The organism is Pseudomonas sp. P867, from assembly GCF_019891455.1.
In the GTDB taxonomy this organism is placed as follows: Bacteria; Pseudomonadota; Gammaproteobacteria; order Pseudomonadales; family Pseudomonadaceae; genus Aquipseudomonas; species Aquipseudomonas synxantha_A.
In genome coordinates this window covers 26,572-53,127 of sequence record NZ_JAFLXB010000008.1, presented here as the reverse complement: position 1 = coordinate 53,127, position 26,556 = coordinate 26,572, and the positions used below count along the sequence as shown (strand labels likewise).

Annotated in this window: 24 protein-coding genes and 1 pseudogene; 15 read left to right on the top strand and 10 right to left on the bottom strand. The window is 59.4% G+C overall.

The features are described 5' to 3' along the window. Nucleotides 1-248: 248 nt before the first annotated feature. The 7 genes from J1G33_RS16150 to J1G33_RS16120 all read left to right on the top strand — a co-directional run bounded on the left by J1G33_RS16150 (nt 249) and on the right by J1G33_RS16120 (nt 7,890). Complete coding sequence (locus J1G33_RS16150) at nt 249-563, top strand: YqjD family protein (RefSeq protein ID WP_005786475.1); 315 nt, start codon at nt 249-251, stop codon at nt 561-563. Between the two features lie 2 nt (nt 564-565). Beyond that, the gene (locus J1G33_RS16145; RefSeq protein WP_005786473.1) at nt 566-970 is read left to right on the top strand and encodes a phage holin family protein; all 405 of its coding nucleotides are present in this window, start codon (nt 566-568) and stop codon (nt 968-970) included. Further along, nucleotides 967-1,305: a hypothetical protein gene (locus tag J1G33_RS16140; RefSeq protein WP_032877120.1), complete on the top strand. Its 339-nt coding sequence runs from the start codon at nt 967-969 to the stop codon at nt 1,303-1,305. Before J1G33_RS16145 ends, J1G33_RS16140 begins: the two co-directional genes overlap by 4 nt. A 163-nt stretch (nt 1,306-1,468) precedes the next feature. Then, nucleotides 1,469-2,800 carry a deoxyguanosinetriphosphate triphosphohydrolase gene (locus J1G33_RS16135; RefSeq protein WP_005786469.1) on the top strand — a complete coding sequence of 444 codons (1,332 nt, stop codon included), beginning with the start codon at nt 1,469-1,471 and terminating at the stop codon, nt 2,798-2,800. Between the two features lie 169 nt (nt 2,801-2,969). Beyond that, complete coding sequence (locus tag J1G33_RS16130; RefSeq protein WP_032877121.1) at nt 2,970-3,350, top strand: response regulator; 381 nt, start codon at nt 2,970-2,972, stop codon at nt 3,348-3,350. Nucleotides 3,351-3,619: 269 nt separating this feature from the next. Then, on the top strand, nt 3,620-4,246 hold the full coding sequence (locus J1G33_RS16125; protein WP_005786466.1) for a response regulator transcription factor: 627 nt from the start codon (nt 3,620-3,622) through the stop codon (nt 4,244-4,246). An 8-nt stretch (nt 4,247-4,254) separates the two neighbouring features. After that, nucleotides 4,255-7,890 (top strand): transporter substrate-binding domain-containing protein, encoded by a 3,636-nt coding sequence (locus tag J1G33_RS16120; RefSeq protein ID WP_078820706.1) that lies wholly within the window; start codon nt 4,255-4,257, stop codon nt 7,888-7,890. A 67-nt stretch (nt 7,891-7,957) separates the two neighbouring features. Here the strand turns inward: J1G33_RS16120 and J1G33_RS16115 are convergent, their stop codons facing one another. Both J1G33_RS16115 and J1G33_RS16110 read right to left on the bottom strand, forming a co-directional pair. Continuing rightward, on the bottom strand, nt 7,958-8,440 hold the full coding sequence (locus J1G33_RS16115; protein WP_032877122.1) for a GAF domain-containing protein: 483 nt from the start codon (nt 8,438-8,440) through the stop codon (nt 7,958-7,960). Next, on the bottom strand, nt 8,437-9,327 hold the full coding sequence (locus J1G33_RS16110; RefSeq protein ID WP_032877123.1) for an ATP-binding protein: 891 nt from the start codon (nt 9,325-9,327) through the stop codon (nt 8,437-8,439). The genes J1G33_RS16115 and J1G33_RS16110 overlap by 4 nt, the downstream gene beginning before the upstream one ends. 164 nt (nt 9,328-9,491) lie before the next feature. Between J1G33_RS16110 and J1G33_RS16105 the strand changes: the two are divergent. After that, nucleotides 9,492-11,799, top strand: a pseudogene (locus J1G33_RS16105) (response regulator). A 22-nt stretch (nt 11,800-11,821) separates the two neighbouring features. Here the strand turns inward: J1G33_RS16105 and J1G33_RS16100 are convergent. Together J1G33_RS16100 and msrB are read right to left on the bottom strand one after the other, a co-directional pair. Continuing rightward, nucleotides 11,822-12,307: a glutathione peroxidase gene (locus tag J1G33_RS16100; protein WP_005786456.1), complete on the bottom strand. Its 486-nt coding sequence runs from the start codon at nt 12,305-12,307 to the stop codon at nt 11,822-11,824. A gap of 74 nt (nt 12,308-12,381) precedes the next feature. Next, nucleotides 12,382-12,780: a peptide-methionine (R)-S-oxide reductase MsrB gene (msrB, locus tag J1G33_RS16095; RefSeq protein ID WP_005786454.1), complete on the bottom strand. Its 399-nt coding sequence runs from the start codon at nt 12,778-12,780 to the stop codon at nt 12,382-12,384. Between the two features lie 202 nt (nt 12,781-12,982). On the opposite strand from msrB, the gene J1G33_RS16090 reads away from it, so the two are divergent. Next, nucleotides 12,983-14,194 carry a pyridoxal phosphate-dependent aminotransferase gene (locus J1G33_RS16090; protein WP_003189906.1) on the top strand — a complete coding sequence of 404 codons (1,212 nt, stop codon included), beginning with the start codon at nt 12,983-12,985 and terminating at the stop codon, nt 14,192-14,194. A 304-nt stretch (nt 14,195-14,498) separates the two neighbouring features. Next, nucleotides 14,499-15,386 carry a protease HtpX gene (htpX, locus tag J1G33_RS16085; RefSeq protein WP_005786451.1) on the top strand — a complete coding sequence of 296 codons (888 nt, stop codon included), beginning with the start codon at nt 14,499-14,501 and terminating at the stop codon, nt 15,384-15,386. A gap of 57 nt (nt 15,387-15,443) precedes the next feature. Here htpX and J1G33_RS16080 read toward each other — a convergent pair whose 3' ends face one another. Beyond that, nucleotides 15,444-16,100, bottom strand: coding sequence for a thiopurine S-methyltransferase (locus J1G33_RS16080; protein ID WP_223018402.1), 657 nt, complete (start codon nt 16,098-16,100; stop codon nt 15,444-15,446). Nucleotides 16,101-16,204: 104 nt separating this feature from the next. Between J1G33_RS16080 and J1G33_RS16075 the strand changes: the two genes are divergently transcribed. Further along, entirely contained in the window at nt 16,205-16,972 is a 768-nt protein-coding gene (locus J1G33_RS16075) for a class III extradiol ring-cleavage dioxygenase (protein WP_223018401.1), read from the top strand. An 89-nt stretch (nt 16,973-17,061) separates the two neighbouring features. Here J1G33_RS16075 and J1G33_RS16070 read toward each other — a convergent pair whose 3' ends face one another. Beyond that, the gene (locus J1G33_RS16070; protein WP_223018400.1) at nt 17,062-18,735 is read right to left on the bottom strand and encodes a DEAD/DEAH box helicase; all 1,674 of its coding nucleotides are present in this window, start codon (nt 18,733-18,735) and stop codon (nt 17,062-17,064) included. Between the two features lie 422 nt (nt 18,736-19,157). Here J1G33_RS16070 and J1G33_RS16065 point away from each other — a divergent pair, with 422 nt between their 5' ends. Then, the gene (locus J1G33_RS16065; RefSeq protein WP_223018399.1) at nt 19,158-19,949 is read left to right on the top strand and encodes a crotonase/enoyl-CoA hydratase family protein; all 792 of its coding nucleotides are present in this window, start codon (nt 19,158-19,160) and stop codon (nt 19,947-19,949) included. A 118-nt stretch (nt 19,950-20,067) separates the two neighbouring features. On the opposite strand, the gene J1G33_RS16060 is transcribed toward J1G33_RS16065, so the two are convergent. Next, complete coding sequence (locus J1G33_RS16060; RefSeq protein WP_005786442.1) at nt 20,068-20,823, bottom strand: spermidine synthase; 756 nt, start codon at nt 20,821-20,823, stop codon at nt 20,068-20,070. Between the two features lie 122 nt (nt 20,824-20,945). Between J1G33_RS16060 and J1G33_RS16055 the strand changes: the two genes are divergently transcribed. Next, entirely contained in the window at nt 20,946-22,292 is a 1,347-nt protein-coding gene (locus tag J1G33_RS16055; protein WP_032877128.1) for a 3-deoxy-7-phosphoheptulonate synthase class II, read from the top strand. Here J1G33_RS16055 and J1G33_RS16050 read toward each other — a convergent pair. Beyond that, a complete protein-coding gene (locus J1G33_RS16050; RefSeq protein ID WP_223018398.1) occupies nt 22,282-23,502 on the bottom strand; it encodes a winged helix-turn-helix domain-containing protein in 1,221 nt (406 codons plus the stop codon). The two genes, J1G33_RS16055 and J1G33_RS16050, sit on opposite strands and share 11 nt — an antisense overlap. 45 nt (nt 23,503-23,547) lie before the next feature. Further along, complete coding sequence (locus J1G33_RS16045; protein ID WP_032877129.1) at nt 23,548-23,754, bottom strand: DUF1127 domain-containing protein; 207 nt, start codon at nt 23,752-23,754, stop codon at nt 23,548-23,550. A 70-nt stretch (nt 23,755-23,824) separates the two neighbouring features. On the opposite strand from J1G33_RS16045, the gene J1G33_RS16040 reads away from it, so the two are divergent. Then, nucleotides 23,825-24,706: a LysR family transcriptional regulator gene (locus J1G33_RS16040; RefSeq protein ID WP_005786436.1), complete on the top strand. Its 882-nt coding sequence runs from the start codon at nt 23,825-23,827 to the stop codon at nt 24,704-24,706. Here the strand turns inward: J1G33_RS16040 and J1G33_RS16035 are convergent. Next, a complete protein-coding gene (locus J1G33_RS16035) occupies nt 24,696-25,445 on the bottom strand; it encodes a sulfite exporter TauE/SafE family protein (RefSeq protein ID WP_032877131.1) in 750 nt (249 codons plus the stop codon). The two genes, J1G33_RS16040 and J1G33_RS16035, sit on opposite strands and share 11 nt — an antisense overlap. A 106-nt stretch (nt 25,446-25,551) precedes the next feature. Between J1G33_RS16035 and J1G33_RS16030 the strand changes: the two genes are divergently transcribed. Continuing rightward, a complete protein-coding gene (locus tag J1G33_RS16030; RefSeq protein WP_005786433.1) occupies nt 25,552-26,502 on the top strand; it encodes a LysR family transcriptional regulator in 951 nt (316 codons plus the stop codon). Nucleotides 26,503-26,556 lie beyond the last annotated feature (54 nt).

Here is a 26,556-nt window from a genome sequence, read left to right as displayed (position 1 = left end):
GAGGGCACGAACCGCTTTAGCGCAGCGATCAACACAACGGACCGTTGCCGACAGGGTTTTTCCGCGGGTTTTAGTTATTTAGGGTAAGGTTTTTCAAGGCGTGCGCCCCGACCGCCCATATTCGGCGCGGGCCTCTGAGCCTGCGCACCAATGCAAAGCAAAAGCTGTACCACACAATTGCAGTGAACCTTCAGCGAACGCCGCGACTCGAAACCACACGTACAGATCAGCCACACACGGAGACAACCATGGCCGGTAAAACAGCAAAGACTGCTCAAGAGATACTGATGGCGGATTTTCAAACCCTGGTCAGTGATACCGAAAGGTTGCTGGACGACACCGCAGTGCTGGCCGGCGATCAGGCCGACGAACTGCGCACCAAGATCCACGAGAGCCTGCTCAAGGCCCGCGAGACCTTGCAACTGACCGAAGACTCCCTGCGCGAGCGCGGTCAGGCGGCCATCACCGCCACCGAAGACTACGTGCAAGCCAACCCATGGCAGTCAGTCGGCATCGCTGCCGGCGTGGGCTTTTTGATCGGTCTGCTGGCTACAAGGCGCTAATCATGTCTATCGGCGAATCCAGCTCATCAACGAGCGCACATTCTTCGGCAAGCGGTTCCACCTCCCGACGCCTGGGCGCCGCTGTGCTGGGCTTGCTGCACAGCCATGTCGAGTTGTTTGGCATCGAATTGCAGGAGCAAAAGGCCCGCACTGTCAGCCTGTTGTTGTTTGCCGGTCTGGCGTTGGTGTTCGCCCTGCTGTTGCTGGTAGGGTTGTCGACGCTGGTGATGATCCTGGTGTGGGATACCGGCTACCGCCTGACGGGGATCATCTGCCTTTGCGTGTTCTATAGCCTGGCCGCGGCCTTCTGCGGTGTGCGCCTGAAAGCGGCGGTGTTCGATGAATCCACGCCCTTCCACGCCACGCTCGAAGAGCTGGCCAACGACCGGGAGCGCCTGCTGCCATGAGCATGACCGAGATCCCGAAAAATACCTCCCGCCGGGAAATGCGCAAGACGCTGATCCGCCTGCGCATGGAAATGCACCGCCAGGAAATCCGTCATGAGTCCCAGCAACTGATGGCCCCTCTGCAGAAAATGCGCAACATGCGCCACAACTGGCAGGACAGCCTGGGCATCAAGCACGCGCCACTGTGGGGCGTGGCGGCGGTGACGCTGATGGGCTTTTTCACCGGCAAGGGCGCCAAGGGCGGCAGTATCAGCAGCGTGACACGTCTGGTGCGGCTGGGTGCAGGGTTGATCCCATTGATCAAATTGGCCATGCAAGGCTCGCGCAAAAGTTAAACCTTTGCCGGCGTTTAGCGTGCCGATACCAGTGGCCCGGCCCTCGTCAACGGGTGCCGGGCCTTTTTTCGCCCGCACCGCCGACCTGTAGATTTTTGCTTGCTCCGCCACGCCGGAAACGGGAAGCTGGCGGATGTCATTCACCGAACGGAGAGTAGTTGCCTTGGATTGGCCCACCCTGCTGAACCGCGAACGCCTGGGAAAACCTCTGCACAGCCCTGAAGAACTGGGCCGCAGCCCCTTTCACAAAGACCACGACCGTATTATTTTCTCCGGCGCGTTCCGGCGCCTGGGCCGCAAGACCCAGGTGCATCCGGTATCGAGCAACGACCATATCCACACGCGCCTGACCCATTCGCTGGAAGTCAGTTGCGTCGGCCGCTCCCTGGGTATGCGCGTGGGTGAAACGTTGCGCGGCGCCCTGCCCGACTGGTGCGACCCGAGTGACCTGGGCATGGTGGTGCAATCGGCTTGCCTTGCCCACGATATCGGTAACCCGCCGTTCGGGCACTCCGGCGAGGATGCCATTCGCCACTGGTTCCAACAGGCCGCCGGGCGCGGCTGGTTGGACGACATGAGCAGCGCCGAACGCAATGACTTTCTCAACTTCGAAGGCAATGCCCAGGGCTTTCGGGTACTGACCCAACTTGAATACCATCAGTTCGACGGCGGCACGCGGCTGACCTACGCCACCTTGGGGACGTACCTCAAGTACCCCTGGACCGCCCGCCACGCCGACTCGCTGGGCTACAAGAAGCACAAGTTCGGCTGTTACCAGAGCGAGCTGCCGATTCTGGAGCAAATCGCCCATAAGCTCGGCCTTCCCCAGCTTGAAGAGCAACGCTGGGCCCGTCACCCGCTCGTATACCTGATGGAAGCGGCCGACGACATCTGCTATGCGCTGATCGACCTGGAAGACGGCCTGGAAATGGAGCTGCTGCAGTACGCCGAAGTCGAATCGCTGTTGCTTGATCTGGTGGGCGATGACTTGCCGCAGACGTACCGCCAATTGGGCCCGCTTGACTCTCGGCGCCGCAAGCTGGCGATCTTGCGCGGCAAAGCGATTGAGCACCTGACCAATGCAGCGGCGCAGGCCTTTGTCGAACAGCAGGACGCCCTGCTCGCCGGCACGCTGCCGGGCGATCTGGTCGAGCATATGCACGGGCCGGCGAAGCGCTGTGTGCTGGATGCCAAGGACATGGCGCGCAAGAAGATCTTCCAGGACAAGCGCAAGACACTGCACGAAATCGGCGCCTACACCACCCTGGAAATCCTGCTGAACGCCTTCTGCGGCGCGGCCCTTGAACAACATGGCGGGCGCACGCCGTCATTCAAGAATCGGCGCATTCTGGACTTGCTCGGCAATAGCGCGCCGGATCCGGCCTGGCCGCTGCACGCCTCATTCCTGCGGATGATCGACTTCATCGCCGGTATGACCGACAGCTACGCCACTGAAATGGCACGGGAGATGACCGGGCGCTCCAGCCCTCAATAACGATCCGATCAAGCCGCCCGTTCCCTGAAACGAATCGCCCTACGATGGGAACAGAGCGGCCTGATCGAATTCGTACAGGCACCCGAAGAATAATCACGCACGCTCCTAACGGGCCAGCCGCGCAATTCCTACCGCCCCCATCGACGCTTGCATCACTGTGTGCACTTTTATGCCCAGACACTCTCTTCGTATTCTTTTGGTGGAGGATCACCCTTTTCAACTTCTGGCCACCCAGTGCCTGCTCAAAAGCTTCGGCTTCGAGCAACTGACACCTGTGGAAAATGCCGAGCAGGCCATACACACGATGAGTCGGTCCGAACACCCCTTCGACCTGATGCTGTGTGACCAATGCCTGCCTGACCTGCCGGGGCTTGAACTGATCGAAATCGCCAACCGCCAGCGCTTCATCACTGGCGCCATTCTGTTAAGCGGCTTACCCACACAGGAATTGATCAACCTGAGCAGGCAAGCCTTGCAACGACGTCTTCCACTGCTTGGCTATTTGTCCAAGCCCTTGAACAAAGATGAGCTGGAAAGGCTAATAGGTTAATTTTTAACTCTCTCATGTAGGAACTTAAACATCATTTTCAATGAAAAACACTATAAGGCCCGTCGTAAAATCCAAGGCCCCGTTTATTGGCGCAACCACCTTCAAATTGTTGATATACCCTGTAACGCCCCCCTAACAACTTGTAGGCTTTTGCCTTATTAAACGTAGGAACTTTCCTGTTTTGCATTTACTCCCTGTGAGCTTCATGCTGAGCCCTCATCTTCTGAGCTAATGTGCCCGCTTTATTTGCACCAGCATGGAATGTGATTATGAACTCAGTTTTTATTATCGATGACCACCCGGTAATCCGGCTTGCCATTCGAATGTTACTGGAGCATGAGGGTTACAAGGTCGTCGGCGAAACAGACAATGGGTGCGATGCGATACAGATGGTCCGCGAATGCCTTCCAGACCTGGTGATTCTCGACATCAGCATCCCGAAACTCGACGGCCTTGAGGTGCTCTGCCGATTCAACGCCATGAACACCTCGATGAAAACCCTCGTGCTCACGGCGCAATGCCCTACGCTGTTTGCCACGCGATGCATGCGCTCGGGTGCCGAGGGCTATGTGTGCAAGGAAGGGGACTTGAGCGAGTTGCTGAGCGCCATCCGTGCGGTCCTGTCCGGTTACAACTACTTCCCCAGCCAGGCGTTGAACGGCCCCGGAACGGAAGGCCTGGATGTACAAGAACTGGAACTGTTCAAGACAGTCAATGACCGGGAGCTGATGGTCTTGCAACTTTTTGCACAAGGCCGCACTAACAAGGAAATAGCCAAAGGCATGTTTTTGAGCAACAAGACTGTCAGTACTTATAAAAAGAGGTTAATGCAAAAACTCAAAGCCAAATCCTTGGTAGAACTCATCGAGATGGCAAAACGAAACGCGCTAGTGTGAGAAAGCGGATGCCCAGGCGTATAAAGGACTATCTGATTATATTGAGTGCCGGTCTGTACTTCAGCACTGCCGTGCTCGCAGAGCACCAAACAAACCCGGAACGCTTCACCTTATTGAGTCGTGCGGGAGCCGTTCAACTCGGCACTCATTTTGACAAGGCTCAGCACCAGTGGCTACAGAACAAACGCGAACTGGTGCTGGGCACCTCCGCGCCCGATTACCCGCCATTCGACCTGACGTCCAGCGGCTATGATTATGAAGGGCTGACCGCCGATTACGCGGGGTTGTTGGCCAAAGCACTCTCCTTGCCGGTCAACGTAATGCGCTACCCGTCCCGGGATGCAGCCATTCGAGCCTTGGAAACCGGGGAAATCGACTTGTTGGGCTCATCCAACGGTTTTGAGGCTGCGACACCGAACCTTATCCTCTCTGAACCCTACGCCGTGGACCAACCGGTACTGGTCACCCGCGAGGGAGAAACCCGTAGCCTCAACGAGGGCCTGGACGGGCTGCGCTTGAGCCTTGTCTACCATTACCTGCCGCTCAATGAGGTAGAAAAGCTGTACCCCAAGGCCATCATCCGCGCCTATCCGTCTTATCAGAACGCCTTGAATGCGGTGGCCTTCGACCAGGCGGATGTGTTTCTGGGTGACACCATTTCCACCCACTACATGATCAACAAGGGTTATCTCAAAAACATCCGCATGGCCAATTTCGGCAAGCATGAGGCTTATGGTTTCAGCTTCGCCATGCGTGAAGATAACCGCGTGCTGCTGAGCATTGTCGACGCGGTCCTGGCTGCGGTCCCCATCACCGAACGAGACAGCATCGCCAAACGCTGGAGCGCCGGCAGCGATATCCTGCTCACCGACAAGAAATTGCAACTGACCCAACGCGAAGAGCGCTGGCTTAAAGAGCATCCGGTGGTCAAGGTGATCGTCAATGAAACCTTCGCGCCTCTCACGTTCTTCGATGCGGACGGCAACTTTCGCGGCATTACCGCCGATCTCCTGGAGCTGATTCGCCTGCGCACCGGCCTACGCTTTTCGATTGTACGCGGGCGTGATGTCAACGCGATGATCGATCAGGTCACCAGCCAGAAGGTCGATATGATCGGGGCCATTGTGCCGAGCAACACAAGGGACTCGCAGCTCAATTTCAGCCGACCCTACCTGGAAAACTCCTACGTATTGTTGACACGCAAGGAGCCAGGGCCACCCGCGAACATCGCACAAATGGCAGGAAAGCGCCTGGCGATAACCCAGGGCAACCCCTTGATCGAGACCTTGACCAACGATTTCCCCCAGGTTCACCTGGTCGAAACCAGTGATACTTTCAGGGCATCGGAGTTACTCGCACAGGGCCAAGTGGATGGCGCAGTGAGCACACTGGTGATCGCCAACTACCTGCTGTCTTCCAAGGCTTTTCAGGACAAGCTGCAGATCAGCGCCAGCATTGGCACTACGCCGGCAACTTATACCCTGGCGACATCGCGCCACGCCACGGAACTGAGCTCGATCCTCGACAAGGCGCTGCTCAGCATCGCCCCGGATGAAATGGGCGTGATCAACAGTCGTTGGCGGGGTTACACCGCCGCGTCCGACAGCTACTGGCGCAACTACCATCAATTGATATCTCGAATCATCATCGGTACCGGGCTGTTGCTACTGATTTCCCTGACCTGGAACGCCTACATGCGGCGCCAGATAAAACACCGCAAAATGGCCGAACGGGCCCTGAACGACCAATTCGAATTCATGCGTGCGCTGGTCAATGAAACCCCCCATCCGATCTACGTGCGTGACCGCAACGGCCTGCTGCAAACCTGCAACGACAGCTACCTGCAGGTATTCGACGTCAAACGCGAAGACGTGATCGGCAAAAGCGTCACCCAGATGAGCATGGCCCTGGAGTCGGAGGCGGCGCAATACCATGCCGACTATCTGCGCGTAGTGGCCGAGGGCATTCCGCTGATCCTGGATCGCACATTGCATATCCACGAGCGCAAACTGACGATCTATCACTGGATCCTGCCGTACCGCGACTCCACAGGCGAAGTCCAGGGCATCATCGGCGGCTGGATCGACATCAGCGACCGACGCGAGTTGTTTGATGAGCTACGCGCCGCCAAAGAGCGGGCCGATGAGGCCAATCGCGCCAAGAGCACGTTCCTTGCCACCATGAGCCACGAGATCCGTACGCCCATGAACGCCGTGATCGGAATGCTCGAACTGACGCTCAAGCGCGCCGATCAAGGGCATCTCGACCGCCCAGCCATCGAAGTGGCGTACAACTCGGCCAAGGATCTGCTGGAGTTGATCGGTGACATCCTGGACATCGCGCGTATCGAGTCCGGCCGTCTCAGCCTGGCGCCGGAGCGCGTCAACCTGCGCGAGGTGATTGAGTCGGTGGTGCGTGTCTTCGACGGTCTGGCACGCCAGAAAACCCTCAGCCTGCTGCTGGAATTCAAGCCCGACCTGAACGATATCGAAGTGCTGATAGACCCTCTGCGCTTCAAGCAAGTACTGTCGAACCTGGTGAGCAACGCGATCAAGTTCACCGAGCAAGGCCAGGTGAAGATCAAAGTGGAAGTACAGCCGACCCAGGCACCGGAGCAGATCGAGCTGAAGCTGGTGGTGGAAGACACCGGCATCGGCATCAGCAGGGAGGATCAACTGCGTCTGTTCGAACCCTTTGCCCAAGCGGACAATTCCGGTCAACTGGCCAGGAGCGGCGCGGGGCTGGGGCTGGTGATCTGCCGCAGCCTGTGCGCCATGATGGGCGGCCAGTTGAGCCTGAGCAGCGTGCCCATGGTAGGTACCCAGGTGCACGTCAACCTGAGCGTACCCCGCCTGCAAACGATCACGGTGGTGGGTGAGCAACAGCCTGAAGCACCGGCCGCCACTCGGGTGCTGAATGTACTGGTGGTAGACGACCACCCGGCGAACCGCCTGCTGATGTGCCAGCAACTGGGCTACCTGGGTCATCAATTCACTGCCGCCGAGCACGGTGCTGCAGGGTTCCAGGCCTGGCGCAAGGAGCATTTCGACCTGGTGATCGCCGATTGCAACATGCCCATCATGAATGGCTATGAGCTGAGCCGTTCAATCCGTGAATATGAGCAACGCGAGCAATTGGTACCTTGTGTGGTGCTGGGCTTTACTGCCAACGCCCAGCCAGAGGAAAGACAACGTTGCGTGCAGGCCGGCATGGATGACTGCCTGTTCAAGCCCATCAGCCTGACCGTACTGGAACGGCAACTGGCGCAAATCGCTCCCAAACCTGCGAACCAGCGCCTGAACCTCGAGTGCCTGCAAGCGTTGACCGGCGGCGACCCGCAATTGAGTCGACGCCTGCTGGAGGAGCTGCTGAGCAGCAGCCGTGACGACCGTCAGGCGCTTGTCACGCTGTTGAACCGGCAGGCCCACCCCCCCGAGATCATTGAACAAGCCCACAAAATCAAGGGCGCTGCCCGTATCGTTCAGGCCCATTCATTGGCTGGGCAATGCGAAGCGCTGGAGCAAACCTGCGCTCGCAATGAAGAGTGGGCAACCATTGAAACCGGCATCAAGGCGCTGGAGCATCTCATGCTGGAACTGGAGAGGATGCTGCAGATTCAACTGGCCGAGCTGCAAGGCCAATAAACGCCCGAGCCCGCAACGGCAGGAGCGAGTCACTCGCTCCTGCACTCCTCTGCCGTGGCTCCCAGGTTCAGCAGTCGGTCAGCCGCAGGAAAATCGCCGCCAGCCGTTCAATCCCTGCCTGGTCCTGAGGTGTAAAACGGGCCAGCGAGGGACTGTCGAGGTCAAGCACGCCAATCAGCTGACCGTCTTTGACCAATGGCACCACCAACTCACTGTTCGAGGCGCTGTCACAGGCGATATGGCCTGGGAACGCATGCACATCCTCTACTCGCTGGGTTTGTCGTGAAGCCGCAGCAGCGCCACATACGCCACGGCCGAACGGGATACGTACGCAGGCTATCTGACCCTGGAACGGCCCAAGCACCAGTTCTTCATTGCGATTAAGGTAAAAGCCTGCCCAGTTCAGGTCATCGAGCTGGTTGAACAGAAACGCAGAAAACTGTGCACTGTTGGCAATAAAGTCACGCTCATCCGCCAGCAATGACTCCAGTTGTGCACACAGCATGGCGTAGCCATCAAGACCGCTGCCGGCCTGTTGCAAATCGATCATGGTTGACGTTCCAGCAATTTAAGACCTACCCAGTAACGGGCAAACTGATAGGCACAACGGCCATTGCGGTTACCGCGCCCTGTGGCCCAGCGCACCGCGAGTACATCAAGCTGCTCATCGCGCTGCCACTGCAAGCCGGCCTTGCCGGCCAACTCGCCGATCCAGTGTTCCACCACATCCAGGAAATGCTCCTGGGAAAACGGATAGAACGACAGCCACAAGCCAAAACGGTCCGACAAGGCAATCTTGTCCTCTACCGCCTCGCTCGGGTGCAACTCGCCATCCACACGTTTCCAGTTGTCGTTGTCGCTCTGGTTCTCCGGCACCAGATGACGGCGGTTGGACGTGGCATACAGCAGCACGTTTTCGGGCGCCTGCTCCAGGGAGCCGTCCAGCACGCTTTTGAGCACGCGATAATCGCCTTCGCCGGCTTCGAACGAGAGGTCATCGCAAAACAAAATGAAGCGCTGCGGCAGTTTTATCAACTGTTCGACCACGCGCGGCAGGTCGGCCAGGTGGTCGCGTTCGATTTCGATCAAGCGCAGACCCGCCGTGGCGTGCTGAGCCAGCAAGGCGCGCACCATGGAAGACTTGCCGGTGCCGCGAGAACCCCACAGCAGCGCATGGTTGGCGGGCAGGCCATCGAGGAACTGCTGGGTATTACGCGCCAGTTGTTCACGTTGCTTGTCGACGCCAATCAGGTCCGACAAGCGCATATCCAGGCTCACTTCCAGCGGCAACAGGAAGCCACTGCGACCTTCGCGCTGCCAACGAGCGGCCAGGCATTGGCGCCAGTCGATGGCTTGGCGCGGGGCCGGCAATAAGGGTTCCAGGCGAGCAAGTACGGCGTCGGCCCGCTCAAGGAAGGCATTCAATCGAGAATCCATGATTATTCCTCTGGCAAGTTCTTGTAAAAGATGGCGTATTGGCAACCCTGCGGCAGACCGCATGAGGCTGCGTCAAAAAACGATTCGTGCCCGGCAAGCAGAAGCTTGGGGATGTTCAGCTATGCTTGCCGGGCGAAAGGAAACGTGAAGTGGTTCAACACTCGATGGATATCAAGTTCGCCCACCGCTTGTCTTATAAACAAGCCAGATTGACTGTGCTGGTCGGTTTCGTGTTGGGAACCTTGCTCAGTCTGATCCAAATCGGCATTGATTATGCCAGTGAAGACGCATCCATCAACCGTGAAATACGCTCACTGATTGAAATCAGCCATAACCCCGCGTCGCGTATCGCCTACAACATCGATGCCGAACTCGCCCAGGAGCTGACCCTGGGCCTGCTGCACTCCCCTGCCATCACCCGTGCGCAGCTGATCGACAACAATGGCGCGGTGCTGGCCGACGTCAACCGCCCGCGCAAAGAAAGCAACTATCGCCCGGTCAGCGATTTTCTGTTTGGCGCCAATCGTCAGTTCGAGGACCGACTGTTTCTCAACCATATGCCCAACGAATCCCTCGGCGTATTGCGCCTCGACGTCGATACCTATGCCTTTGGCAGCCGTTTCCTGCATCGCGCCGAGATCACCCTGCTCAACGGATTTACCCGCAGCCTGCTGCTGACCGGGATCTTGCTGGGCTTATTCTACGTAATGCTCACGCAACCGCTGGTACGTATTATCCGAGAGTTGAGTACCCGCAAACAGGCACGCCTGGATTGCCCGCCGGGGCATGAGCACGACGAAATCGGCGTATTGGTCGACGTCGCCAACCAGCAATTTGAAAACATGGAAACCGAGATCCATCAGCGGCGTCACGCCGAGGACCGCCTCACCGAATACCTGGGCCAATTGGAAAATATCGTTTCGGCGCGCACCCTTGAACTCAAGGCCAGCAACCAACGCTTGAGCCAATCCAATGATGAACTGGAAGCAGCCAGGATGACCGCGCTGGGGATGGCACAGGCACGGGCCGCGTTCCTGGCCAATATGAGCCATGAAATCCGTACGCCGCTCAATGGCCTGCTGGGGATGATTGCACTGTCGCTCGACAGCCCACTGAATGCCGAGCAGCGCCAGCAACTGTCGATCGCCCATGACTCGGGCAAAGTGCTGGTCGAATTGCTCAACGATATTCTCGATCTGTCCAAGTTCGATGCCGGCCAACTGGAACTGGAACATATCCCCTTCGACCTGGGCTCACTGGTGGAAGACACTGCCAACCTGCTGTCGCAGAATGCGGCGCCGAGTGTCGAGCTGACGTGCCTGATTGATCCACAGTTTCCCGCCCAGGTCATCGGCGACCCGACCCGGGTGCGGCAAATCGTCAGTAATCTGCTTTCCAATGCCTTGAAGTTCACGCGCTTCGGCCGGGTCGATGTGCGCCTGCGTGCCCTGGAAGGCAGGGTCAATATTGAAGTCTGTGATACCGGCATCGGTATCGCCCAGGAAGCCCAGGTGAAAATCTTCCAACCCTTCACCCAGGCCGGTGCGGGCATCACCCGTCTTTGGCGGTACGGGTTTGGGACTGGCCTTGACGCACAATCTGTGTGAAGCCATGCAAGGCCGCTTGAGTATCAGCTCGGAGGTGGGCTTTGGCAGCCAGTTCTGCGCCGACCTCCCGCTACCGACCCATTTACCTGCCACGCGCTATACACCGCTCACAGGTGATGTAATCGCCATCACCCATGCCGGTGGCGGGTTGACAGAGCTGCTCACCACCCTGCTGCCCTCTTGGGGGCTGACACCAAGGTGCTATTCCCAAGACGATGATTTGAGCGCACTGGCCCCTGACCTGTTGATTACCGACTGCCCTGAATGCTTGTTCCGCTTGCGCCCGGCAATCAGCGCGCCGATTCTGCTGGTCACCGCCTATGGCAACTTCATGCCCAGTGAAGAAGTCGCGGCGCTGGCACCGCTGCAGCAACAAGCACGCCCATTGAGCCGTAACGCGCTGTACCAGATCCTGCAACGCAACCTGCGCAGCAGCACGCAACCGATCCTCGACCCGATCCAGATGGAAGCCGCGCCGCTGGCTCACCGCGCGCGCATCTTGTTGGTGGAGGACAACGCGGTCAATCAACTGGTGGCCAAGGGGATGCTCAGCAAGCTGGGGTGTGAGGTGATTGTGGCTGCCCATGGTGGGGAAGCGCTCAAGCTGCTTGAGGACCAGCGCTTCGATATGGTGCTGATGGACTGCAACATGCCGGTGATGGATGGCTACGAGGCCAGCCGGCAAATTCGCCGTAGCGGGCGCTGGCCAGACCTGCCCATTGTCGCCTTGACCGCCAATGCCCTGTCCGAAGAGCGCGAGCGTTGCCGGGCGGCGGGCATGAACGATTACCTGGCCAAGCCGTTTCGCCGCGAAGAGCTCCATGCGCTGCTGGAGTTGTGGGTACCGACGACGACAAGCCTCTGAGGCTGCGCCCGCACTATCGTGGTCATTTGAGCAAGGCTTCGATCTCCTGGCTCAGGTCCTGTGGCTTGGTCGTTGGCGCAAATCGCTTGACCTGCTTGCCGTCGGGGCCGATGAGGAACTTGGTGAAGTTCCACTTGATATTCTTGGAGCCCAGCAGCCCCGGGGCCTGCTTTTTCAACTGTACGAACAATGGGTGGGCATCGCTGCCATTGACGTCGACCTTCTTGAACAGCGGAAAACTGACACCGAAGTTCAGCTCGCAGAACTCGGCTATCGCGCCTTCGTTACCCGGTTCCTGCTTGCCGAACTGGTTGCAGGGAAACCCCAGCACCACCAGCCCCTGGTCCTTGTAGCGCTGCCAAAGTTGCTCCAGGCCCTTGTACTGGGGGGTGAAGCCACATTTGCTGGCGGTGTTGACCACCAAAATGGCCTTGCCGGCGAAATCGGCCAGGGTCTTTTGCTCACCCTTGATGGTGGTGCAAGGGATGCTCAGCAGGGAGTCGCTCATGGCAATGCCTCAATTCAGGGGAAGAAGTGATACGCGTACGCTTGACCGACTGGCATTCGGGCCTGTTTATCGCTTCAAGCCGAGCGCGGCACCAGGTCCAGGCACACCGAGTTGATGCAGTAGCGCAGGCCCGTCGGCGGCGGCCCGTCCGGGAACACATGCCCCAGGTGTGCGTCGCACTTGGCGCAGGTGACTTCGGTACGAATCATGCCGTGGCTGACGTCACGAATTTCGATCATCGCGCTGTCGGCAATCGGCGCGTAGAAGCTCGGCCAGCCGCAGCCGGAATCAAACTTGGTGGTCGAATCGAACAGCGGCTCATTACAGCAGATGCAGTGATACACGCCGTCGGTCCTGGTGCCGTTGTACTTGCCGCTGAAAGGCCGCTCGGTGCCCTTGAGGCGGCACACGTTGTACTGCTCAGGGTCGAGCATGGCCTTCCACTCATCAACGGTTTTCTGCAACTTTTCCATCGGTACACCTCGGCAACTGAAAAACCCTGATCTGTGTCTTTTCCATGGATCAGGCGGCACGTATGATTGCGCCTCTTCAAAACGCCAGTCTGGCACCCGCGCCATCGGCATTCAAACGTATTTATGGGGGCGAACCGCGCAGGATTCACCCTACGGTAGTGCCTACGCCGTCTGAATCGTTCATTTTCAGGATCACATCGCCATGCAGGTCAGCAAATCGAACAAGCTCGCCAACGTCTGCTACGACATTCGCGGCCCAGTGCTCAAGCACGCCAAGCGCCTGGAAGAGGAAGGCCATCGCATCCTCAAGTTGAACATTGGCAACCCGGCGCCGTTTGGTTTCGAAGCGCCGGACGAAATCCTCCAGGACGTGATCCGCAACCTGCCGACCGCCCAAGGCTACAGCGACTCCAAGGGCCTGTTCAGTGCACGCAAGGCGGTAATGCAGTACTACCAGCAGAAGCAGGTCGAAGGTGTCGGCATCGAGGACATCTACCTGGGCAACGGCGTGTCCGAGCTGATCGTGATGTCGATGCAGGCGCTGCTCAACAATGGCGATGAAGTGCTGGTGCCGGCACCGGACTATCCGCTCTGGACCGCTGCCGTGACCCTGGCTGGCGGCCATCCGGTGCATTACCTGTGTGATGAAGGCGCCGACTGGTTTCCGGACCTGGCCGACATCAAGGCCAAGATCACCCCCAACACCAAGGCGCTGGTGATCATCAATCCGAACAACCCTACCGGCGCCGTGTACTCCAAGGAAGTGCTGCTGGGCATGCTTGAACTGGCACGCCAGCACAACCTGGTAGTGTTCTCCGACGAGATCTACGACAAGATCCTCTACGATGACGCCGTTCACATATGCACCGCCTCCCTGGCTCCGGACCTGCTATGCCTGACCTTCAACGGCCTGTCCAAGTCGTATCGCGTGGCGGGCTTCCGCTCCGGATGGATCGCCATTTCCGGCCCCAAGCATAATGCCCAGAGCTACATCGAAGGCATCGACATGCTGGCCAACATGCGCCTGTGTGCCAACGTGCCGAGCCAGCACGCCATCCAGACCGCCCTCGGCGGCTACCAGAGCATCAATGACCTGATCTTGCCCCAGGGTCGCCTGCTGGAGCAGCGCAACCGCACCTGGGAGTTGCTCAACGCGATCCCCGGTGTGAGCTGTGTGAAGCCTATGGGCGCGTTGTATGCGTTCCCGCGGATCGACCCGAAAGTCTGCCCGATTCTCAACGACGAGAAGTTCGTGCTCGACCTGCTACTGTCGGAAAAGCTGCTGGTGGTCCAGGGCACTGCGTTCAACTGGCCATGGCCGGATCACTTCCGCGTGGTGACTTTGCCACGTGTGGATGACCTGGAAATGGCCATCGGTCGCATCGGCAACTTCCTGAAGTCCTATCGCCAGTAAGGAAATTGACGCTGTACGACTCACATTGGGTCGTACAGCGATTATCTGGCAACACTTCTTTCTCGCTTACGCGCGGTGGTAGTTCACTCAGCCCCTGCCCGAGGCGTGCCCCCTGTAATCACGGGGCGGCAAGGCAAACTTACGCCGGTCATGGCCGACAATACAGGTCGGAAAATCCCTTCAGGGCCTTACGTTCACGCTGTAGGACACAGTTTGAAATAGTCGCTCGGTTGAATCACCCCATGCGGCACCTTATATACCCCGCAGTACGCGACATATTAAGCATGAGGAGAACCCTACAACCATGATGCGCATCCTGCTGTTCTTGGCCACTAACCTGGCGGTCGTGCTGATTGCCAGCATCACCCTGAGCCTGTTCGGCTTCAACGGGTTCATGGCGGCCAACGGGGTTGACCTGAACCTCAATCAGCTGTTGGTTTTCTGTGCGGTCTTTGGTTTTGCCGGCTCGCTGTTTTCGCTGTTCATCTCCAAGTGGATGGCGAAGATGAGTACCAGCACCCAGGTCATCACTCAACCTCGCACTCGCCATGAACAATGGCTGATGCAAACCGTGGAGCAGCTATCTCAAGAAGCAGGCATCAAAATGCCCGAAGTGGGGATTTTCCCTGCCTATGAGGCCAACGCCTTCGCCACCGGCTGGAACAAGAACGACGCGCTGGTGGCCGTAAGCCAGGGCTTGCTGGAGCGTTTTTCGCCCGATGAAGTCAAGGCGGTGCTGGCCCACGAGATCGGTCACGTGGCCAACGGCGACATGGTCACCCTCGCGCTGGTACAGGGCGTAGTGAACACCTTCGTGATGTTCTTTGCGCGGATCATCGGCAACTTTGTCGACAAGGTCATCTTCAAGAACGAAGAAGGTCGCGGCATTGCCTACTTCGTGGCGACCATCTTCGCCGAGTTGGTGCTGGGCTTCCTGGCCAGCGCGATCACCATGTGGTTCTCGCGCAAACGCGAGTTCCGCGCAGATGAAGCCGGCGCACGCCTGGCGGGCACCAGCGCAATGATCGGCGCGCTGCAACGCTTGCGCTCCGAACAGGGCCTGCCGGTGCATATGCCGGACAGCCTGACGGCCTTTGGCATCAACGGTGGCATCAAACAGGGCATGGCTCGCCTGTTCATGAGCCACCCGCCGCTGGAAGAGCGGATCGACGCACTGCGTCGTCGGGGCTGATAACCCAGGCAAGACAAAAAAGGGGCGATTGAATCGCCCCTTTTTCGTGGACGTGATTTACCGCCTGGTCAGCCGATAAACACGCTCATCAAGCCGAGTAACGCCGTCCGCCTTGAATTTGCTGCTTTCACTCAAAATGTCCCGCTCTTGCAGCGTGACCACATTCCAGTGCGGGCCCAGCAACGACTGCACTTCCTCATCCGGGACGGCGAAAGGCGGGCCAGCCCTTTGTGCCTGGTCGTAGTCGACAGTGATCAACAACCCCTCACAGACGGGGGTCAGCAGGGTATCGAGATGCTCGGTGTATCGCGAGCGCATTGGCTGCGGCAAGGCGATCAGTGACGCACGGTCATACAGCGCTGTGCAATCAGCCACTGCACTTGAGTCAAGGGCGAAGAAGTCACCGCACCACACTTCGACCAGACCCGCCTGATACACCTTGAACACGCCTCTCTGATCGATCTGCGGCGTAAGCCCCTGCTCGCTGAAGAACGCCTCAACGGCTTGATCAGACACCTCCACACCCATCACGCGATGCCCGCGATCCGCCAACCACTTCATGTCCAGGCTCTTGCCACACAAAGGCACGAAAACCCTGGCACCATCAGCCAGGCCCAACGTTGACCAATGCCGCTGCAAGTAAGGATTAACGTCGGACTGATGAAAACCGATCTGATTGGTTGCCCAGCGTTCCTGCCAAATTTTTGCGTCCATGCATCACCTTGAAAAAATCGATCAAAAGACACTAAATCTTATATTAGATCTCGATTAATGATCTGAATGAAGATAGCGCCATATTATTCTTCAGGACCCCTCTTATGCTCCCCAGCCTGTTTATCTCCCATGGCTCCCCGATGCTGGCCCTGCAACCCGGTGCCAGCGGCCCGGCGCTGCAGGCCCTGGCAGCCGCGTTGCCACGGCCCAAGGCGATTGTGGTGGTATCGGCGCATTGGGAAAGCCACGAGTTACTGGTGAGTGGCAGCGCCGCGCCCGAAACCTGGCACGACTTCGGCGGCTTCCCTCGCGAACTGTTTGCGGTGCAATACCCTGCGCCGGGTGATCCACAGCTGGCAAATGAAATTGTCGAGTTATTGCAGGCTGACGGCCTGACTGCACGCCTCGACAACCAACGGCCCTTCGACCATGGTACATGGGTGCCCCTGTCGCTGATGTACCCGGCGGCGGATATTCCGGTGGTGCAAGTCTCCCTGCCAAGCCGCATGGGCCCGGCTTTTCAAACCCGGGTTGGACACGCCCTCTGCAGCCTGCGCGATCAAGGTGTGCTACTGATCGGCTCCGGCAGCATCACCCATAATCTCGGTGAGCTGGACTGGCGCGCCGGGCCGGAAACCATCACGCCATGGGCGCTAGCCTTTCGCGACTGGGTGGTCGAAAAACTCGCTGCCGGTGACGAAACAGCCTTGCATGACTATCGCCTCCTGGCGCCCCATGCAGTGCGCAGCCACCCCAGCGACGAGCATTTGTTGCCGCTGTACTTTGCGCGGGGTGCCGGCGGTGATTTCAGCGTGGCACATCAGGGCTTCACCCTCGGCGCCTTGGGCATGGACATCTACCGCTTTGGCTAACGCAGATGCACAGCCTGAAATCCCAGGCAAAAAAAATCCCCGAACCAGTCGGGGATTTTTTATGTGCGATCAATCAGCCCAGAGGCGGATCAATCTTCGCGGTAGCGACGCAGTTTGAGCTGCTTACCGGCAACGCGAGTGTCTTTGAGCTTGGCCAGCAGTTTTTCCAGGCCATCCTCCGGCAGCTCCACCAGGGAGAAGCTGTCACGTACCTGGATGCGACCGATGGCTTCACGCGCCAGGCCACCCTCGTTGAGGATAGCGCCCAGCAGGTTCTTGGCAGCGATACCGTCACGCGCACCCAGCGCGGTACGGCAACGAGCACGACCTTCAGCCAATGGAACCGGAGCACGACGCTCACGATCGCCACGTTCTGGACGGTCGCCGGAACGCTCTGGACGATCACCGCGCGGGGCGTTGTTCGGTACCAGTGGGCGCTCTTTCTCGATGGCAGCCAGGGTCAGGGCTTGACCATTGGTCGCTTTGCGCAGCAGGGCTGCAGCCAGGGCACGCGGGGTGCAACCGATATCGGCGGTCAGGCGGTCCAGCAGGTCGCCGTGGGTCGATTCAGCGTCAGCCACCAATGGCGCCAGGCTGTTGGTCAATTTCTTGATGCGAGCATCAAGAACGGCCTGGGCATCCGGCAGGCGTACTTCGGCAACTTTCTGACCGGTGACACGCTCGATCACTTGCAGCATGCGGCGCTCGCGCGGAGTCACCAGCAGCAGTGCACGACCTTCGCGACCCGCACGGCCGGTACGGCCGATACGGTGAACGTAGGACTCTGGATCGTACGGCATGTCAACGTTGAACACGTGGGTGATACGTGGAACGTCGAGGCCACGGGCAGCAACGTCGGTCGCCACAACGATGTCCAGACGGCCATCCTTGAGGGAGTCGATCACGCGCTCACGTTGGTTCTGGGCGATGTCACCGTTCAGCGCAGCGGCTTTGTAGCCTTTGGCTTCCAGGGCACTGGCCAGGTCCAGGGTCGCTTGCTTGGTGCGCACGAACATGATCAGGGCGTCGAAGTCTTCGACTTCCAGCAGGCTCAATACAGCCGAGGTCTTCTGGTCAGCGTGAACCAACAGGTGAGCCTGTTCGATCGCGGTAACGGTCTGGGTCTTGGTCTGGATCTTCACGTGTTGCGGATCGCGCAGGTGGCGTTCGGCAATGGCACGGATCGACTGCGGCAGGGTAGCCGAGAACAATACGGTCTGACGGGTCGGTGGCAGTGCCTTGAAGATGACTTCCAGGTCATCCATAAAGCCCAGCTTCAACATTTCGTCAGCTTCGTCCAGAACCAGGTGGTTCACGGTCGACAGGACTTTCTCGTCACGACGCAGGTGGTCGCACAGACGGCCCGGGGTGGCGACAACGACCTGTGCGCCGTTACGGATAGCCTTGAGTTGTGGGCCCATCGGCGCGCCGCCGTAAACGGCCACAACGGTTACGCCTGGCATTTGCTTGGCGTAGGTTTCAAAAGCGGTTGCTACTTGCAGCGCCAACTCTCGGGTTGGCGCCAGGATCAGGGCTTGCGGCTCGCGCTTGGCAGGATCGATGCAATGCAAAATAGGCAGGGCGAACGCGGCGGTTTTACCGGTACCGGTTTGCGCCTGGCCAATCATGTCCTGGCCGGCCATGATGATCGGGATCGATTGCTGCTGAATAGCCGAAGGTTCTTCGTAGCCAGTCGCGATGACAGCGGCGAGAATGTTCGGGTTAAGATTAAAAGCGGCGAAGCCGCCGGTTTCCTGGGTCATGGGTCTGCCTCTAAGTGCATCCGCAAAGACCCATGCTCCAAAGCTGCGCATGCCGTGTTGAGACTCAAGAGTCGCCCTGGCTGCTTTGTCGGCGGGGATTTGCGAAAACGAATGAATGAAAAAGATTCGTCAAGGGAGAGTCCGCTGTGCGGACGTGCAGCCGAAGCTGACTTCGGGGAATTGCGCTACCTAAACGCGGCCCGGTTAAAGGCCGGCGCGCACTATACCGGAAATAGCTGAAAAAGGGAGCTTTTTTTATCGCAGCGCACTGATAAACCGCGCTGCGTCGCGGGCTTTGCAGATCTGTGCGCCAGGGTCTATTTTTCAAAGGCCCGGCCCTGCTGGTCATCAAGCTTAAACGGTTCACCCACCCACTCAGGCCCTTCGGTCTGAAACCCTACCCGCGCCCGAGGGCACACCCGATGAAACAAGCCAGCAGTAGCCGCGTCAGCCGTGCACTTGAGGGCCATGTTCTGTTGCTGGGCCTGGACCGCGTGGCCAAACGCAATGCCTTCGATCTGGATTTACTCAATGAGCTGAGCCTGGCCTATGGCGAATTTGATCGAAACGATGACGCCCGGGTGGCCGTGGTATTTGCCCACGGCGATCACTTCACGGCGGGGCTGGACTTGGCCAATGTCAGCGGCGTGATGGCGGGCGGCTGGCAACCGCCGCTGGGCGGGTGCGATCCCTGGGGCGTATTCGCAGGGCCCAGGGTCAGCAAACCGGTGATCGTCGCGGCCCAGGGCTACTGCCTGACCATTGGTATCGAGTTGATGCTGGCGGCGGATATCAACCTCTGCGCCAGCAATACACGCTTTGCACAGATGGAAGTGCAACGTGGGATCTTTCCGTTTGGCGGCGCGACAATGCGCTTGCACCAGATCGCGGGCTGGGGCAATGCGATGCGCTGGCTGCTTACCGGAGACGAGTTCGACGCCCATGAAGCCCTGCGCCTGGGCCTGGTACAGGAAGTAATGGCCAGTGAAGACCTGTTGCCCCGCGCCATCGAACTGGCCAACCGCATTGCTCGTCAGGCGCCGCTTGGCGTGCAGGCGACGTTGATGTCGGCGCGTCTGGCGCGTATGGAAGGCGAAGCTGTCGCAGCCGTCGCCCTGCCGCCCATGGTGGATAAATTGCTCAACAGCGAGGATGCCAAGGAAGGTGTGCGGGCGATGATCGAGAAGCGACCGGGGGTGTTCAAGGGGATTTGAGTTGGCAATACCGACGCGATCGGGGGCAAGCCCCCTCCCACATGTGTACGTGTAAACGGATCTGAAATGCGGTCGAATGTGGGAGGGGGCTTGCTCCCGATCGCGCCGGAGCACACAACTAGGTCGCCGGCCGAATAGCCTTGATCAACGGCTGCAACGAGTACCCCAATCGCGGCGCCAAGGCTTCGGCGCGGGCTGACAGGGCATCGAGGTCCAGTTCCTGATCCAGCTCGGAAGGCACCAGCAGAATCACATTGCCCTCCTTCACCGGCAGCTCCCAGTAGTGTCGGTGATACAACCCACGCAGCAATGCCGCGCCCAGCGGTTTACCATCATCGGTGGCCCACTGGTTGATCACCAGCCAGCCGCCGGGGTTGAGTTTCTTCTGGCAGCTTTCCAGAAAGGTCCAGGCCAGATGCCCCACACCGGGGCCGACATCGGTGTAGAGGTCGACGAAGATCAGGTCGGCCGATTCAGCGGTATCGAGCAATTGCAGGGCGTCCCCCACTCGAATGTACAAGCGCGGGTCGTCATCGAGCCCCAGGTATTCGATGGCCAGGCGCGGTACATCAGGGCGCAGTTCAATGGCCTCGACGTCTTCCAAAGGCAGAAACCTGAGGCATGCCTGGGTCAACGTGCCCGCGCCCAAACCGAGGAACAACGCGCTCTCCGGCTGCTCATGGCACAGCGCACCGATCAACATGGCCCGGGTATAGTCATACTCCAACCAGCTAGGGTCGGCGGTGAACACGCAGCTTTGCTCGATGGCGTCGCCGAATTCGAGAAAGCGGTAATCGGCTACTTCGAGCACACGGATCATGCCGAAATCATCATGGACTTCGGCCAGCAGGCGCTCGACACGCTCCTCGGTCATCACTACTCCTAAGGGGTTACCGCTTGGCAAAGGCGCGATTGTCGGCCAACCGGCAGCAACAGGTCACGCACTAATTGCTGATAACATCAGCGTTATCCGTCAATCACCCAATCGAGTTCATGATGAGCCAACCTTGGAGCCCCGACAGCTGGCGCGCCCTGCCAATCCAGCAACAACCCCAGTATCCGGACGCTGCACACCTGTTGCAGGTGGAGCAGAACCTGGCCAGCTACCCGCCGCTGGTGTTTGCCGGGGAAGCCCGTGAGTTGCGTCGCCAGTTTGCCGAAGTGACCCAAGGCCGCGCCTTCCTCCTGCAAGGTGGCGATTGTGCCGAGAGTTTTGCCGAGTTCTCCGCGGCAAAAATCCGCGACACCTTCAAGGTGCTGCTGCAGATGGCGATTGTCATGACCTTCGCTGCCGGTTGCCCGGTGGTGAAAGTCGGACGCATGGCCGGCCAGTTTGCCAAACCGCGCTCGTCCAACGATGAGACCATCGACGGTATCACCCTGCCTGCCTACCGTGGCGACATCGTCAACGGCATCGGCTTCGATGAAAAAAGCCGTGTGCCGGACCCGGACCGCCTGTTGCAGTCCTACCACCAGTCCACCGCCACCCTCAACCTGCTACGCGCGTTTGCCCAAGGGGGGTTCGCCGACCTGCACCAGGTGCACAAGTGGAACCTGGACTTTATCGCCAACTCAGCCCTGGCCGAGAAGTACAGCCAACTGGCCGACCGCATCGACGAGACCCTGGCCTTCATGCGCGCCTGTGGCATGGACAGCTCGCCGCAATTGCGCGAAACCAGCTTCTTCACCGCCCACGAAGCGTTGCTGCTCAACTATGAACAAGCCTTCGTGCGTCGCGACAGCCTGACCAACGACTACTACGACTGCTCGGCCCATATGCTGTGGATCGGCGACCGTACACGCCAGTTGGACGGCGCCCACGTCGAATTCCTGCGCGGGGTGAACAACCCGATCGGCGTGAAAGTCGGGCCGAGCATGAACCCGGACGATCTGATCCGCCTGATTGATATCCTTAACCCGAACAATGACCCTGGTCGCCTCAACCTGATTGCGCGCATGGGCGCAGGCAAAGTCGGCGACCACTTGCCCAACCTGATCCGCGCCGTACAGCGCGAGGGCAAGCAGGTGCTGTGGAGCTCCGATCCGATGCACGGCAACACCATCAAGGCCAGCAGCGGCTACAAGACCCGCGACTTTGCGCAAATCCTCGGCGAAGTGAAGGAGTTCTTTCAGGTGCACCACGCCGAAGGCAGCTACGCCGGCGGTATTCATATCGAGATGACCGGGCAGAACGTCACCGAATGCATCGGCGGCGCACGGCCGATTACCGAAGACGGGCTGTCGGACCGCTATCACACCCATTGCGACCCACGGATGAATGCCGATCAGTCGCTGGAGCTGGCGTTTCTGATTGCCGAGACCTTGAAACAGGTCAAACGCTGATCAACATCGCCGCCCTTAATCGGGCGGCATCGGGTCGCTGGCAATTGAGCTGGACCTGCTCCAGCCCCAGCCAGGCGGCCATTCGCCGCAGGTTGACGGCCAGCGCCAACATGCCTTCGTCATCCAGCCCCGATTCTTCTTCGTGCACTGCATGCACCGCCAGCCGCCCGTGGGCACGCTCGGCGCGCAGGTCGACGCGCGCAGCGATCCGCTCATTGTGCAAAAACGGCAGCACGTAGTAGCCATACACCCGCTTGTCTTGCGGGGTGTAGATCTCCAGTCGATAGCGGAAATCGAACAGGCGCTCGGTGCGGCTGCGCTCCCATATCAATGAATCGAACGGTGACAGCAAGGCGCTCGCCGGCACTTTGCGTGGCACTTTGGGCTCCGGCAGACAGTACGCTGGTTGCTTGAAGCCTTGCACCTGGCACGTCAGCAACTGCCCGTCCTCGACCAGTTCGGCCAAGCGCGGGCGGCTGTCCGCGGGGTCGAGACGGAAATAATCGCGCAGGTCTTTTTCGGTGGCGATACCCAGCGCCGTTGCGCTATGCATCAGCAAGCCGCGCTGGGCTTGAGCCTCGCTCATGGACGTTTGAAGAATCTCGCCCGGGATCACACGCTCCGGCAAATCATACAGTCGCTCAAAACCTCGGCGCCCCGCGACGGTGACCAAACCGGCGGCGAACAGCCATTCCAGTGCGTGCTTCTCATCACTCCAATCCCACCAGGGCCCAGCACGCTCCTCTCGGGTCGACAAACTGCCCGCACCCAAGGCGCCCTGTTGCTCGACGCTGTGCAACACACGCCCAATAGTCGCCTGCTGCTCACGGCCAAAACGCGCCATCTGCGCATAGATGCCCTGCCCTTGCCTGGCCCGCTCCATGCGCCAGCGCATCAGCGGGTACATCGCCATCGGCAACAGCGACGCCTCATGCCCCCAATACTCGAACAATGAACGCCGCCGCCCCTGGCTCCAGGCTGCTTGCTCAAGGAGCAACGGAGTGTACTGGCCAAGGCGGGAGAACAACGGCAGGTAGTGGGAATGCACCAATGCGTTGACCGAGTCGATTTGTATAACGCCCAGGCGTTCGATCAGCCGGTTGAGGTGCGCAGCTTTTATCTGGGCAGGCGCCTGGCGCCCCGAGAAACCCTGGGCGGCCAGCGCCATGCGTCGAGCTTGCTTGAGTGAAAAGGACAGGTCGGCGGGCATGGCAATCTCCATAAAAGCTCGCCCCCTACCCTACTGCATCCTGGCTTACTTTCGCAGCGGGTCTTCCCAGAAATGCCGATGGCTTTCCTGCTCGACGTCGGCGCGGTTGAGCCCGATATCCTTGAGTGCGTCATCGCTCAACGTCGCCAGCATATTGCGCTCTTGATGCAACAACTGCCAACGCGCAACCCTATTAAACAGACCGGCAAACCACCACTTATTCAGTAATACAAAACCTTTTTGACCTTTCATCTTCTCGCCCTCCAGTAGGGATGACGAAAGTGTGTGCCTGCCGCTATGATCAATCCAACGAATGTTTCTTATGCAATACATCTCGGAGATTGATCCATTGTCCGGCTACCCGAGTATCGACACTGACGTGCTACGCACCTTCGTGGCCATTGCTGACCAAGGCGGCTTTACCCGCGCCGGTGAGCTGGTCAACCGCACTCAATCGGCGGTGAGCATGCAGATGAAACGCCTGGAGGAGGATGTGTTGCAGCGCAAGCTGTTCGAGCGTGACGGCCGACAAGTGCGGCTCACGCCCGAAGGCCAGGTGCTGCTGGGGTATGCGCGGCGCATCCTGAAACTGCACAGCGAGGTGTTCAATACCCTGCGCGAGCCACATATGGTGGGGCTGGTACGCATCGGCACGCCGGATGACTACGTCATGCGTTTTTTGCCGGGAATCCTGAAGCAGTTTTCCAAAGCTTACCCACTGATTCAGCTTGAGATGCACTGCGAGGCGTCGTCTGTATTGATGCAACGGCGGGACCTGGCGCTGACCGTCATTAGCCGCGAGCCCGGTAATGATATCGGTGAGCTGTTACGCACTGAACGCATGGTGTGGGCTGCGTCACCGTGCTTCTGTGTCGATGAGCACGATGCCCTGCCACTGGCGATTTCCGGCGATGACTGCCTGTACACCCATTGGGCACGCGCCGCACTGGATGCGGCCGGACGGGATTATCGCCTGGCCTATCACAGCTCCAACGGCGCGGCGATCCAGGCGGTGGTCAGTGCTGGCCTGGCGGCGATGGTCAGCATGGAAAGCCTGATCACCGACGACCTGCGAGTGCTTGGCAGCGAAGAAGGCTTTCCCCCGCTGCCGTCGATGAATCTGCGCTTGCTGCGCAACCCGCAGATGACGTCGCCGATCACGGAATGCCTGGCGGAGTACATCGTTGAAGGCTTCAAACTTTAAAGGTCAGCATCACCGCGCACACCACTAAAAAACCACAGAACAGGCCGCGCAACAGGCGCTCCGGCATGGCGTGCGCGACTTTCACACCCCAACTGATACTGAGCAGGCCACCTACCGCCAGTGGCAGGCCGATCATCCAGTCCACCTCGTGGTGCCAGGCATAAGTGACCAGGGTCACGCTGGTGCTGGGCAGCGCCAAGGCCAACGATAAGCCTTGGGCAACCACTTGGGTGGTGCCGAACACACTGGTGAGTACCGGCGTGGCGACCACCGCGCCACCCACGCCGAATAATCCGCCCATGGAGCCGGACGCCGCACCCAATACCCCAAGCCACGGCCATGAATAGCGCATCTGCGCCGTGGGCGGTGCGTTGCGGGTGAACATGCGCAGCAGATTGTAGGCCGACAACGCCACCAGGAACGCAATAAAGCCGATACGCATTGCGCCCGCATCCAGCCCCACCGCCCAGATAGATCCCAGCCAGGCAAAGCAGAATCCCATCACGCCCAATGGCAAGGCGTGACGCAACTCGATGCGATTACGCTGGTGATAGCGCCACAGGGCAAGCATCACATTGGGCACCACCATGACCAAGGCGGTGCCCTGGGCGATCTGCTGATCCAGGCCGAACAGCACGCCCAGCACCGGGATAGCAATCAGCCCGCCGCCAATGCCAAACAGCCCACCCACCGTGCCCAGGGCCGCGCCCAATATCAGGTACATCACTAAATCCAACACCGCACTACTCCGTCATCCCAAGCCTTGCATGCTACGCAGTCGGCTCTAGCGCGGAAACGCACAGCAACGCACAATGGCTATGCCAATCTCGCACAAGCGCTAGCCAATGAACCCCAATACCCTCACCGAACAACTGGGCCTGTTTCTGGACGTATTGGAAACCGGCAGCTTTTCCGCCGCCGCACGGCGCCATCCGCTGACGCCCTCCGCGGTGGCTAGGCGTATCGACAGCCTGGAAAGCTCAGTGGGCAGCCAGCTGTTCCAGCGCAGCACCCATGCGGTGCTGCCGACACCGGCGGGTTTGGCCTTTGCCGAACGGGCCCGGCGGATCGTCAGTGAGTTGCAACTGGCGCGGGCGGAAGCAGTGTCCCTGAGCCACGCGCCGGAAGGCTTGATCCGGGTGGATGCACCTGCGGCATTCGGTCGACGGCACCTGGCACCGGTGATTGCGGATTTTTTGAACGTGTACCCGGGCCTGGACGTGCACCTGCACCTGATCGACAGCTTTGTCGATATGCAGGGCGCACACCTGGGCAAGGTCGACCTGGTGCTGCGCGCCGGGCATATCGTAGACACGCGGTTGATCGCTACCCCGCTGGCGAGCATCGTGCGTATCGCCTGTGCCAGCCCGGCCTACTTGAAGAGCCGCGGCACACCGACCCATCCTCGAGAACTGAGCGAGCATGACGGCCTTGACTGGGATGGCCTGGCGCCGATGTTTGCCTGGCGCTTTGAGCACGACGGGCGCCGCACCACTTATCGTCCGCGGCGTATCCGCCTGAGCGCCAACAACGCTGAGGCCCTGCTCAGCGGTGCGCTGGCGGGGCTGGGCATCGCGCATTTGCCTACCTGGCTTGCCAGTGAATACCTGGTACGGGGTGAGCTGCTGCCGCTGTTTTGTGAAAACGGCCTGCCCAGCCCGGAGACCGCCGGCATTTATGCGCTGCGCCTGGAACAACAACCCAACGCCCGTAGCCGATTACTCCTTGAATACCTCAAGTCGCGCTTCAGCCCAGTGCCGCCTTGGGATTTGGCCTTGCAAAGCGGCCTGATCTGACCCGCCAGGCAAAATTACCTGGCGCATTAAAGATTTGCCCGCTAGATTCCAGCG